General features: G+C 68.4%; 13 protein-coding genes. 3 read left to right on the forward strand and 10 right to left on the reverse strand.

Features of this window, described 5'->3' with window-relative positions:
- Nucleotides 1–6: 6 nt before the first annotated feature.
- The 3 genes from ASD42_RS13730 to ASD42_RS13740 are packed head-to-tail and all read right to left on the reverse strand — an operon-like array spanning nucleotide 7 to nucleotide 4,465.
- Nucleotides 7–1,605: an acyl-CoA carboxylase subunit beta gene (locus ASD42_RS13730; protein ID WP_056814948.1), complete on the reverse strand. Its 1,599-nt coding sequence runs from the start codon at nucleotides 1,603–1,605 to the stop codon at nucleotides 7–9.
- Nucleotides 1,602–2,753: an acyl-CoA dehydrogenase family protein gene (locus tag ASD42_RS13735; RefSeq protein ID WP_056814950.1), complete on the reverse strand. Its 1,152-nt coding sequence runs from the start codon at nucleotides 2,751–2,753 to the stop codon at nucleotides 1,602–1,604. Before ASD42_RS13735 ends, ASD42_RS13730 begins: the two co-directional genes overlap by 4 nt.
- Nucleotides 2,750–4,465, reverse strand: coding sequence for an acyclic terpene utilization AtuA family protein (locus ASD42_RS13740; protein WP_056814953.1), 1,716 nt, complete (start codon nucleotides 4,463–4,465; stop codon nucleotides 2,750–2,752). The genes ASD42_RS13735 and ASD42_RS13740 overlap by 4 nt, the downstream gene beginning before the upstream one ends.
- 85 nt (nucleotides 4,466–4,550) lie before the next feature.
- Here ASD42_RS13740 and ASD42_RS34760 point away from each other — a divergent pair, with 85 nt between their 5' ends.
- Nucleotides 4,551–4,694, forward strand: coding sequence for a hypothetical protein (locus ASD42_RS34760; RefSeq protein ID WP_162256181.1), 144 nt, complete (start codon nucleotides 4,551–4,553; stop codon nucleotides 4,692–4,694).
- Nucleotides 4,695–4,743: 49 nt separating this feature from the next.
- Nucleotides 4,744–5,082 (forward strand): hypothetical protein, encoded by a 339-nt coding sequence (locus ASD42_RS13745; protein ID WP_056814956.1) that lies wholly within the window; start codon nucleotides 4,744–4,746, stop codon nucleotides 5,080–5,082.
- Here ASD42_RS13745 and ASD42_RS13750 read toward each other — a convergent pair.
- The 6 genes from ASD42_RS13750 to thiO all read right to left on the reverse strand — a co-directional run bounded on the left by ASD42_RS13750 (nucleotide 5,065) and on the right by thiO (nucleotide 9,998).
- Entirely contained in the window at nucleotides 5,065–5,871 is an 807-nt protein-coding gene (locus ASD42_RS13750) for an adenylate/guanylate cyclase domain-containing protein (protein WP_056816288.1), read from the reverse strand. The two genes, ASD42_RS13745 and ASD42_RS13750, sit on opposite strands and share 18 nt — an antisense overlap.
- 287 nt (nucleotides 5,872–6,158) lie before the next feature.
- Nucleotides 6,159–6,920 carry an ABC transporter permease gene (locus ASD42_RS13755; RefSeq protein WP_056814959.1) on the reverse strand — a complete coding sequence of 254 codons (762 nt, stop codon included), beginning with the start codon at nucleotides 6,918–6,920 and terminating at the stop codon, nucleotides 6,159–6,161.
- Nucleotides 6,920–7,852, reverse strand: a complete 933-nt coding sequence (locus ASD42_RS13760) for an ABC transporter ATP-binding protein (protein ID WP_056814962.1) — start codon at nucleotides 7,850–7,852, stop codon at nucleotides 6,920–6,922. The genes ASD42_RS13755 and ASD42_RS13760 overlap by 1 nt, the downstream gene beginning before the upstream one ends.
- 85 nt (nucleotides 7,853–7,937) lie before the next feature.
- The gene (locus ASD42_RS13765) at nucleotides 7,938–8,702 is read right to left on the reverse strand and encodes a thiazole synthase (RefSeq protein WP_082843589.1); all 765 of its coding nucleotides are present in this window, start codon (nucleotides 8,700–8,702) and stop codon (nucleotides 7,938–7,940) included.
- A complete protein-coding gene (thiS, locus tag ASD42_RS13770) occupies nucleotides 8,695–8,910 on the reverse strand; it encodes a sulfur carrier protein ThiS (protein WP_056814965.1) in 216 nt (71 codons plus the stop codon). Before thiS ends, ASD42_RS13765 begins: the two co-directional genes overlap by 8 nt.
- The gene (gene thiO, locus ASD42_RS13775) at nucleotides 8,907–9,998 is read right to left on the reverse strand and encodes a glycine oxidase ThiO (RefSeq protein WP_056814968.1); all 1,092 of its coding nucleotides are present in this window, start codon (nucleotides 9,996–9,998) and stop codon (nucleotides 8,907–8,909) included. Before thiO ends, thiS begins: the two co-directional genes overlap by 4 nt.
- Before the next feature lie 79 nt (nucleotides 9,999–10,077).
- On the opposite strand from thiO, the gene thiE reads away from it, so the two are divergent.
- Entirely contained in the window at nucleotides 10,078–10,776 is a 699-nt protein-coding gene (gene thiE, locus ASD42_RS13780) for a thiamine phosphate synthase (protein ID WP_056816294.1), read from the forward strand.
- A 75-nt stretch (nucleotides 10,777–10,851) separates the two neighbouring features.
- On the opposite strand, the gene ASD42_RS13785 is transcribed toward thiE, so the two are convergent.
- Complete coding sequence (locus ASD42_RS13785; RefSeq protein WP_056814971.1) at nucleotides 10,852–11,490, reverse strand: NUDIX domain-containing protein; 639 nt, start codon at nucleotides 11,488–11,490, stop codon at nucleotides 10,852–10,854.
- Nucleotides 11,491–11,617: the final 127 nt, after the last annotated feature.

Consider the following 11,617-nt stretch of genomic DNA (forward strand, 5'->3'; position numbering starts at 1 on the left):
CGCGGCTCACATTCGGAAGACGCCGAAGCCATCGGCGCCCTTGATCGGGGCTGTGTGAATGGCCGACAGGGCCATTCCCAGCACGGTGCGGGTGTCGCGGGGGTCGATGATGCCGTCGTCGAAAAGCCTGCCCGACAAGAACATCGGCATGGCCTCGGCCTCGATCTGCGCCTCGACCATCGCGGCGAGACCGGCGGCGGCCTCCTCGTCGAACGGCAGGCCCTTGGACTCGGCCGCGCCGCGCTGCACGATGGTGAGCACGCCGCCCAGCTGCGCGCCGCCCATGACGGCGGACTTCGCACTCGGCCAGGCGAACAGGAAGCGCGGGTTGAACGCGCGCCCGCACATGCCGTAGTGCCCGGCCCCGTAGGAGGCGCCGACCAGCAGCGAGATGTGCGGCACCGTCGAGTTGGCGACGGCGTTGATCATCATCGCGCCGTGCTTGATGATGCCGCCGTGCTCGTACTCCTTGCCGACCATGTAGCCGGTGGTGTTGTGCAGGAACAACAGTGGCGTGTTCTTCTTGTTCGCCAGCTGGATGAACTGGGTGGCCTTCTGCGATTCCTCGGAGAACAGCACGCCGCGCGCATTGGCGAGGATGCCGATCGGGTAGCCGTTGATCTCGGCCCAGCCGGTGACCAGCGAGGAACCGTAGAGCGGCTTGAACTCGTCGAAATCGGAGCCGTCCACGACGCGAGCGATGATCTCGCGGGGGTCGAACGGGATCTTCAGGTCCGAGGGCACGATGCCGAGCAGTTCCTCGGGATCGTAGAGCGGCGAGATGACCTCGGCGCGCGGCTCGGGGCCCTGCTTCTTCCAGTTCAGGCGGCGAACGATATTGCGGCCCAACCGAATCGCGTCCTGCTCGTCGGCAGCCAGATAGTCGGCCAGACCCGACGTGCGGGCGTGCATCTCGGCGCCGCCGAGAGTCTCGTCGTCGGAGTCCTCACCGGTGGCCATCTTCACCAGCGGCGGGCCCGCGAGGAAGACCTTCGCGCCCTCTTTGACCATCACGACGTAGTCGGACATGCCGGGGATGTAGGCGCCACCGGCAGTGGAGTTGCCGAAAACCAGGGAGATGGTGGGGATTCCGGCGGCCGAGGCCTGGGTGAGGTCGCGGAACATCGCGCCGCCGGGGATGAAGACTTCCTTCTGTGTCGGCAGATCCGCACCGGCGGATTCGACCAGCGAGATCACCGGCAGCCGGTTCTCCCTGATGATCTCGTTGATCCGGAACTGCTTGCGCAGCGTCCACGGATTCGAGGCGCCGCCACGCACGGTCGGGTCGGGCGCGACGATCATGCACTCGACACCCTCGACGAGGCCGATTCCGGCGATCGTCGAGGCGCCGACCTGGAAGTCGCTGCCCCAGGCCGCGAGTGGGCACAGTTCGAGGAACGGCGAGTCCTCGTCGAGCAGCAGTTCGATGCGCTCACGCGCCGTCAGCTTGCCGCGCTTGTGGTGGCGGGCCACCTTGTCGGCGCCGCCACCGGCGATCGCCTTGGCGAACTCCGCCTCGACCTCGGTGAGCTTGACCGACATCGCCTCGGCGGCCGAGGTGTACTCGGGCGAGGTGTTGTCGAGGATGGAACGGAAGGTCGTCATGCCTGGTACCCCAATACTTTCGACGCCAGCATGGTCAGGATCTCGTTGGTGCCGCCGCCGATGCCGATGATGCGCACATCGCGGTAGATGCGCTCGACCTCGGCCTCGCGCATGTAGCCCATCCCGCCGTGCAGCTGCACGGCCTGGTTGGCCACCCATTCGGCGGTCTCGACGGCGTTGTTCTTCGCGAAACACACCTGGGCGATCAGGTTCTCGTCACCGGCGACGTAGCGCTCCACCAGCGCCCGGGTGTAGGTGCGCGAAATGTCCACGCGCTGGGCCATATCGGTGAGCGTCATCTGCACCTTCTGGCGGCTGATCAGCGGACGACCGAAGGTCTCGCGATCACGGCACCACTGCACGGTGAGATCGAGCGCGCGCTGGGCCAGCGAATACGCCTGCACCGCGAGGCCGACCCGCTCGCTGACGAACGCGGCGGCGATCTGCGCGAAGCCGCTGTTCTCGGCACCGACCAGGTTCGACGCGGGCACCCGCACGTCCACATACGACAGCTCGGCGGTATCGGAAGCCAGCCAGCCCATCTTCTCCAGCTTGCGGCTGACGGTGAAGCCGGGCGTGCCCTTCGGCACGAGGATCAGCGAAACACCCGCCGCACCGGGGCCGCCCGTGCGCACCGCGGTGACGACGAAGTCGGCGCGACAACCCGAGGTGATGAACGTCTTGGCGCCGTTGATGATGAAGTCCTCACCGTCGCGCACTGCGGTGGTGGTGAGGTGGCCGACATCGGAACCGCCGCCGGGCTCGGTGATGGCCAGCGAGCCGATCAGGTCACCGGTCAGCGTCGGCTTCGCCCACTGATCGATCTGCGCCTGGTTGCCCGAGGCGATCATGTGCGGCAACGCGATTCCGCAGGTCAGCAGCGAGGCCCACAGGCCACCGGACGCGCCGGCGACATGGATCTCCTCGCCCACGATCACCGAGTCGATGGCAGTGCCGCCCTCGCCACCCGCCGATTCCGGGTACTCGATGCCGAGCAGGCCCAGTTCGCCCGCCTTCTTGTGCAGTTCGCGCGGGAGCTCGCCCGCGCGCTCCCAGGCGTCGAGGTCGGGCAGGATGTCCCGCTCCACGAACCCGCGCACGGTGGCGCGCAGCTCTTTTCGCTCCGGCGTTTCCCAAACAGACGTCATACGAGCAGCTCCGTCGGCAGATCGATGTGGCGGGAGCGCAGCCATTCGCCGAGCCCCTTGGCCTGCGGGTCGAAACGCGCCTGATAGGCGACGCCCTTACCGAGCAGGCCGGAAATGATGAAGTTGACCGCGCGCAGATTGGGCAGCACGTGGCGGGTGACGGTCAGTTCGGCCGTCTCGGGGAGCAGTTCCCGCAGCTTTTCGACGGTGAGGGTGTGCACCAGCCAGCGCCACTGATCGTCGGTGCGCACCCACACGCCGATATTGGCGTCACCGCCCTTGTCGCCGCTGCGGGCGAGAGCGATCGTGCCGAGCGGCACGCGACGGGTCCCGGCGGCGGGCAACGGCGCGGGGAGCTCGGGTTCGGAAACAGGTTCGAGGACCAGGGTTTCCGTGGCGGGGGCGATATCGACTCGGCTGCCGTCGGCCAGCACCGCCACGTGCGGCACCTCGTGCGCGTCGACGAAGCCGGGGGTGAAGACGCCGTAGGGGGAACCGTTTCCGGGCAGCGCGGTGAAGCTGGCTCCCGGGTAGCTGGCCAGTGCCAATTCCACGGCGACACTGGAGAACCCGCGGCCGACCTTGTTCGGATCGGGATCGCGCACCACACAGCGCAGCATCGCGCTGGCCTGCTCTTCGGTCTCGGCATCGGGGCGATCGAGGCGGGCCAGCGTCCAGGTGAGCTCGGCGGGCTTGTCCGGCAGCCAGGATTCCAGCTGCCGTTGCGCCAGTTCGGCTTTGGCTTCGATGTCGAGGCCGGTGAGAATGAACGACATCTCGTTGCGGAAACCGCCCAGGGTATTGAGCGAGACCTTGAGCTGCGGCGGCGGCGCCTCACCGGTGACGCCGCTGATCAGTACGCGGTCCTTGCCCTCCTGGCTCAGCGCGATGCTGTCCAGGCGGGTGGTGACGTCGGGTCCGGCGTAGCGCGCGCTCTGGATTTCGTACATGAGCTGGGCTTCGACGGTGTCGACGGTGACCGCGCCGCCGGTGCCGTCGTGCTTGGTGATCACGCAGGACCCGTCGCGACGGATCTCGGCGATCGGGAAGCCGGGGCGGCCGATGTCACCGAGTTCGGTGAAGAAGGCGAAGTTGCCGCCGGTGGCCTGGGTGCTGCATTCGATCACGTGCCCGGCCACCACGGCGCCGGCCAGGGCGTCGTAATCGGTTCGGCCCCAGCCGAAGTGGGCCGCCGCCGGGCCGACGATCACCGAGGCGTCGGTGACCCGGCCGGTGACGACGATGTCGGCGCCGGAATTCAGGCATTCGACGATGCCCCACGCGCCGAGGTAGGCGTTGGCCGTGAGCGGCTGACCCAGGTCGAGCTCGGCGGCGCGGGCGACCAGGTCGTCGCCCTCGACGTAGGCGATCTTGGCGTCCAGCCCGAGGTCGGCGGCGACCTTGCGCAGCCGCTCGGCCAGCCCGGCCGGGTTGAGCCCGCCCGCGTTGGTGACGATCTGCACGTTCTTCTCGAGCGCGAGGGCAAGGCAGTCCTCGATCTGGCGCACGAAGGTCTTGGCGTAGCCGAGGCTGGGGTCCTTCATCCGGTCGCGGCCCAGGATCAGCATGGTGAGCTCGGCGAGGTAGTCGCCGGTCAGCACGTCGAGTTGCCCGCCCTCCAGCATCTCGCGCATGGCGCTGAGCCGGTCACCGTAGAACCCGGAACAATTCCCGATCCGGATCAGGTCCGGATCAGCGGAGAGAGCACTCATGGCACCCAGGATCGCAGCGGTTCAGAAAAAAAGCAAGCACGCGTGCTTGTTAATATCGGGGAATAGACCAGGCAAGATGGAGCCCATGCTGTCCGTCCTCCTCTTCGCCCTCGCCGGATTCCTGCTCGGCGGTGCGTACACGACCTGGAAGAACAATCGCGCGATGTCGATCGGTTTGATCGTCGCCGCCGTCCTCGCGAGCCTCGGCGCCGTGCTCTGGCTCGAGTAGCAAGACTTTCGCAAGATCAGGGCAAGGCGAGCGCTGTTGGCTTGCCTCCATGTTCACCTGGTATGTCGGCCTGCTCGCAGTCAGCGGCCTCGCGATGATCATCATGGCCAACATCGACAACGGCCGCAGCGCGCTCTCCCGCGGCCTCAACGCCGTGTTCGGCATCGCGTTCCTCGGCTACGCGGGGTATCTGGCGTTCGTGTTCGAAGGCGGCGACTACCTGATCTTCTTCCACGCGTTCATCCTGCCGGTGCTGCTGACGATCGACTTCGTGCGCTCGACGAACTGGCAGGCGCTGACCACCAGGCCGACCCCGACCCAGCAGGCGTTCCGGGCCTACTGGAAGGAACAGGATCGGCTGGCGAAGCGCTCAGCCCGTCGTGTGTAGCTTGAAGATCCTGACGTCTTCGGGCACGCCGTTCAGCGGCGCGGCCCAGAAATTCCGCTTGTACGGTTTGGCGACAACGCCCAGCTCATCCAGCGTTTCCGGGCGCAGGGCGGCCAACGTGACGCTGGATATCATCGTGTTTCCGTTGCCGCCCGCCTCCATCATGCGGGCGGCGATATTGACGTCGACGCCGAGCCAGTCGCCACCGATCTCCCGGGGAGAACCGGTGTGCAGGCCGACCCGCATGCGCGGGCGGTAACCGGCGATCTCGACCTCGGCGAGATTGCGGCGAGCCGCCAGCGCGGCACGCACGGCCCGATCAGGCGAGGAGAACACGGCCATCAGCCCGTCGCCCATCCGCTTGACCACCTGACCGCCGCGCTCGACGATCGGCGGCTCGATGGCCCTGGCGACCTTGCGCAGCAGTTCCAGGGTGAGCTCGTCGCCCACCGACAGCGACCAACTCGAGAACCCGACCAGGTCGGTGAACACGATGGTCACCTCCTCGGTGCCACGCCCACGACCGATCCGCTCCAGCCCGGCCTGCCACACCTGCAGGGCGCCGAAACCGATCTCCCTGGCAGCGGTCGGCGCGCCGCCGACGATCTTGTCCGCGGCTCTCGCCACCGCGCGCGCACCACCGGGGCCCGTCACCGACAGGGGATCGCCGAACGAGGGATCACCGGGCAGCTGTTGGCGGGCCTTGCGCAGCGCACCGATCACGTCGGCCCGACGGTTGGCGGCCTGTAATTTCGACGAGAGCTGGGGGCGCTTCCTCCCCGCGCGCACGCCGGGGTCGGATTCGGCGGATCCGCTGACGATCGGCTCCAACGGGATGGATACGTCCGCAGCGGCGTCGCGCCGCGGATTCACCCCGCCAGAAGGCGTTTCACTCACGCTCAAAAGGTTATATCACCCGACGACGACCGCCGGTCCGCTGCTTGTGTGCAGCGGACCGGCGGTCCTACCTTCGAGCTACCGGGCAGCGGAAGCCCGAAGGTCGGGTCACGCGACCTCCCGACAAGGTCGCGGCCCTCGCGGCCCGGGCGATTACGAGGGCAGCCCGGGCTGGATTATCAGGCGTCGCGGCGGTTGACCAGCACGAGCGCCCCGGCGAAAACGATCGCCACGAAGACGGCGAAGTAGATCAGACTGCCCCATACGCCCCAGTGCCAGTCGCCCGCGTACTCCTCGACGCTCAGGAAACGGTTCGCGTTCTGGAACGGCAGGAACGGCTTCACGGTGCGGCCGAAGCTGCCGAACGCGCCGAGCAGGTTCTCCACCAGCAGCGACCACAGCACGATCAGCGAGATGGCCGCGGCGGACTGCCGGACCAGCACACCGACGCCGATGGCGAGCATGACGCACAGGAAGGCATAGATCGGAACGCTGTAGAGGGCTCGCCAGTTGCCGTCGAGCACGAGACCGGGAGCGTCGTCACCGACGATCACCTTGGCCACGATGAAGGCGATGAGCGAGAGGACACCGGTGAGCACCGCCGCGTACACGCCGACCAGCGCGGTCTTGGACAGCACGACCTTGGACCGGTTCGGGACGGCGAGGAAGCTCGAGCGGATGACGCCGAAGCGATATTCGCTGGTCACCGTCAACGCGGCCATGATCATCAGCACCATCACGCCGAAGCTGGAGACACCCGATACCGCGACTGTCGGGGTGAGCAACGGCGGGCCCTCCTCCGAGGTGCCCGCGGTGTCGGCATTCGTGACCAGCGCGATCAGCAAAGCGAGGCCGATGCCGAGGACCACTACGACTGCCGAGCACCACCAGGGCGAGCGGGTCGAGGTGAGTTTGATTCGTTCCGCTGCGAGCACGCCCATCAGAGCGCACCTCCCATCGCCTGGTCGAAGCTTTCACCGTGGTACTCCACGGCGCCGCCGGTCATCCGCATGAACGCTTCCTCGAGCGAGGCCTGCTGCGGCGCCAGCTCGTAGAGCGTGACGTTGTTCGTGCCCGCCACCTTGCCGACCTCGTCGGAGGTGACGCCCGCGACGATCAGCGCGGCGTCGCCGTCTTCCTTCACGGTCATACCGTGCGAGGTGAGCAGGCTGCGCAGCTGATCCAGCTGCGGGCTGCGCACGCGCACCGACTGTTCGGAGGCGCGGTCGATGAACTCCTGGGTGGTGCCGTCGAACATCAGCTGACCACGACCGATGACGATGAGTTGCTCGGCGGTCTGCGACATCTCCGAGAGCAGGTGGCTCGACACGAGCACCGTGCGACCCTCGGCGGCCAGGCGCTGCATGAACCGGCGGATCCACAGGATGCCCTCCGGGTCGAGGCCGTTCACCGGCTCGTCGAACAGCAGCACCTTCGGGTCGCCGAGCAGCGCGCCCGCCAGGCCGAGGCGCTGGGACATACCGAGCGAGAATCCGCCCGCGTTCTTGTTCGCCACCTCGGACAGGCCGACCAGGCGCAGGACCTCTTCGACCCGCGACTTCGGGATGTCGTTGGAGGCGGCCAGCCACTCCAGGTGAGCGCGCGCCGAGCGGTTCGGATGCACCCACTTGGCATCCAGCAACGCGCCGACCTGTGTGAGCGGGCGTTCCAGCTGCTGGTACTTCTTGCCGTCGATGAGCGCGCTGCCCGCCGTCGGCTTGTCCAATCCGAGGATCATCCGCATCGTCGTCGATTTACCGGCGCCGTTGGGTCCGAGGAACCCGGTCACCAGTCCTGGTCGGACGGTGAACGTGAGGTCCTGCACCGCGACGGTCTGGCCGAATTGCTTCGTCAGGCCCTTCAGCTCGATCATGAGCCCTAGCTTGCCTGACAACCCGCGCAACGCGCGTCGCCGAGAAGTAGCGAGTCGGGTCATCCTCGAGGATGACCTTCGACCCTTAGACGGCTGGGGAAGAAGCCTGAGCCCAGAAACGCTTGGGGATACGGCCCGCCTGCCTGGCCAGATAGCCCGCGCGCACCGCCGCCGACATGGCCGATGCCATGAGTTCGGGCTCTTTCGCCCTGGTCACGGCGGTAGCGAGCAGGACTGCCGAACAGCCGAGTTCCATGGCGAGAGCGGCGTCGCTGGCGGTGCCGATGCCCGCGTCGAGGATCACGGGGACCGCTGCGGCAGCGACGATCATCTCGATGTTGTGGGGGTTGGCGATGCCCAAGCCGGTGCCGATCGGGGAGCCGAGGGGCATCACGGCGGCACAGCCGGCTTCTTCGAGGCGGCGGGCGAGGATGGGGTCGTCGGTGGTGTACGGCAGGACCACGAAACCGTCGTCGACGAGCTTCTCGGCGGCGTCGAGGAGTTCGAAGGGGTCGGGCAGGAGGGTGCGGTCGTCGGCGACCACCTCGAGCTTGACCCAGTTGGTGTCGAGGGCCTCGCGGGCCAGCTGGGCGGTGAGCACGGCCTCGGCGGCGGTGCGACAGCCCGCGGTGTTGGGCAGCAGAGTGATGTCGAGGCGCTTGAGCAGATCGAGCACGCCGGTGCCGCCCGCGGCGTCGACGCGGCGCATGGCGACGGTGGTGAGCTCGGTGCCCGACGCGATCAGGGCCTGTTCCAGGACGGCGAGGTTTTCGGCGCCGCCGGTGCCCATGATCAGGCGCGAACCGAACTCCTTGTCCGCGATACGCAACGGCGCGACGGCCTCAGCCACCCTGCACCGCCGTGAGCACCTCGATGGTCCAGCCGCGCCCGACCGGTTCGTCCCAGCGGGATTTCGAGAAGACCGCGCCGTCGACCGCCAATGCCACACCCCGGCAGGGCAATTCGAGCTTTGCCAGCAGTTCGCGGACGCTGAGCGGCTCGGGGAACTCGTGGTCGACACCGTTGACGGTGACGCCGATCGGGATGGTCGAGGTCATCGAACTCCTCCTTGCGACAGAGATGGCATCTGCGATGCCGGAAAACGTTGGGGTGAAGCGACTTCGACTACCGCGGGGGTGGCGCCGTCGAGCAGTGCGGGCACGACCGCGGCGGTGAGCGCCAGGGTGAGCATGCCGTTGCGGCCGTGTCCGGTGGCGGCGACGACCCGGTCGTCGAGGTGGCCGAGCAGCGGGAGGTTGTCGGGTGTTCCCGGCCTCGAACCCGCATTCGCTTCGGCCAGTTCGTATTCGGCGATGCCGGGCAGGATGGTCTCGGCGTCGGCGATCAGGTCACGGACGCCACCGACGGTGACGGTGGTGTCGAAGCCCGCTTCGTATTGTGTTGCACCGACGACGATTCCGTCTTCGCGGGGGACCAAGTAGACCTGTCGGCCGTGGACCCGGGCACGGATCACCCTGGTCGGCGGCGGGCTGACGCCCGGCCTGCGACGCAACCGGAGGATTTCGCCCTTCACCGGGCGCACCGGCAGTCCTGGCCAGAGCTCGGCGGAGCGGGCGCCCGCCGCGAGGACGACCCGGTCGTGCGGTAGATCATCCAGTGCGACAACAGCTTCGGCGCGGATCTCGACACCTGCCGCGGCGCAGGCGGACTGGAGAGCACGCAGTACCCGCCGGTTGTCGATGGCGGGTTCGGTCTTCGCGTGCAGGCCCGCGCGGACGGTGCGCGCGAGCGCGGGTTCCAGCGCGCGGACCCCCGCCCGGTCGAGCACTCGCAGGTCGTGGCCGAACCCGGCCAGCCACTCCGAGACGGTGCGCAGGTCGGTGGCATCGGCGCCGTCGAGAGCGACGGTCAGCGTCTCATCGGCCACGAACATCGACTCGCCGGCGATCGCGCGCAGGCTGTCTCCGAAGGCGGACCACTCGGCCAGCGCGGCCGCGCCGAAGGCGAGCACGCGATCCTCACCGGGCCAGCCTTCCGACAGCGGAGCGAGCATTCCACCGGCCACGAAGGAAGCGCCGCGCGCCGGTTCGGGGTCGTACACGGTGACCGTCCAGCCCGCCTCGGCGGCCCGCCATGCGACGGCGAGTCCGACGGCGCCGCCGCCAACGACCGCCAGAGTCCGCATCACGTTCCACCTGTCTTTTTTCGCCTATCGCCAGCCACGGCGTTCGCACTCCAACGGTAGCGCGACTACCGTCGTGGACGTGCAGCCCTCCCATCCGAACCGTTCCGTCCCGCCCAGGGAGCGTCTGTCGAGTGCGCTGCTGTATCTGTGCACCGACGCGCGCCGGGAGAAGGGCGATCTGGCCAGATTCGTCGACGCCGCGCTAGCCGGTGGCGTGGACATCGTGCAGCTCAGAGACAAGGGGTCGCCGGGCGAGGCCGAATTCGGGGCGCTGGAGGCCAAGGCCGAGCTGGGCGCGCTGGCCGAGATCAAGGCCGCGACGCGACGCCACGGCGCCTTGCTCGCGGTGAACGACCGCGCCGATATCGCACTGGCCGCGGGCGCGGACGTGCTGCACCTCGGCCAGGGTGACCTGCCGCCCACCTACGCACGACGCGTCGTCGGCCCCGATGTGGTGATCGGGCGCTCCACCCACAACCGCAATCAGGCGGGCCTGGCCGCCATCGACGGCCACCTCGACTACTTCTGCACCGGCCCGATCTGGACCACGCCCACCAAGCCCGGCCGCCAAGCCGCAGGCGTGGACTTCGTACGCTCGACCGCCGAGTCCCATCCCACGCTCCCCTGGTTCGCCATCGGCGGGGTCGACGCGCAGCGACTACCGGAGGTGTTGGCCGCCGGCGCCCGCCGCGTCGTCGTGGTCAGGGCGATCACCGAAGCCGCCGATCCGGAAGCCGCGGCCCGCGAACTCAAACAAGCACTACTCGCCGCTGACTGAGCTCGCCGACGCGGCGTGGGCGCGCCGGTCGGGTCCGGCTGTACACAGTCGGGCCGGGCGAGGTGATGCCGCGAGTCAGGCGAGGATGTCTGCCCTGGTGAGGGTCGGTCCGTCGGTCGGCTCACCATCGAGGACGACCTCTACGCCGGGGCCATCGAGCCGGGCGTGCAGCCAGAAGAAGCCCTGGTCGGGAAGTTCGACTGTGCGGGGTAGCGCGTCCGCGAGTTCGGCGTCGGCCTCGACGCGCACCCGCAACGGCACCGCCCGCAGTTCGGTCCAGGCGGTGGCGAAGCCGGGGTGCAACGGCAGGTCGGTGACCTCGTCCTCGGGGACCCAGGCGAGTTCGGCGCTCTCCCGGTTGGCGACCGTGGGCAGCGGTTTATCGGCATCGGCGATGACGGTGATGTAGGTCCAGCCGCTCGCGGCGGTCATGGTCAGGCGCTCGGCGCGGACCTGGAGGTCGTCGGCGGTGATGCCCGCTTCCTCCTCCGCCTCCCGGACGGCCGCGTGCTCGGGCGACTCGTGCGAATCGCGGGCGCCGCCGGGCAGCGCCCAGGTTCCGCCCTGATGACTCCACGGCGCCCGGTGCTGCAACAGCACCGCCGACCCGCCACCGGGCAACGGCGCGCGCAGCAGTAGCCCCGCCGCACCGAACTTGCCCCAGTGCTTGACCCCGTCAGGGCTCTTGTACCAGCCGTCTCCGTCGCCGCGCATCCCATACTCTTTCCTCCGAGCAGCCGAACAGCAACCGCTTCGGGGGTATGTGAGGGGCTGCGCTACCCGTAGGCCCACAATAAACTCCGCACAGGTAGGTGTGCACGAACAGCGCCGGGAGGTGAAC

The organism is Nocardia sp. Root136 (genome assembly GCF_001427185.1).
GTDB classification, from domain to species: Bacteria; Actinomycetota; Actinomycetes; order Mycobacteriales; family Mycobacteriaceae; genus Nocardia; species Nocardia salmonicida.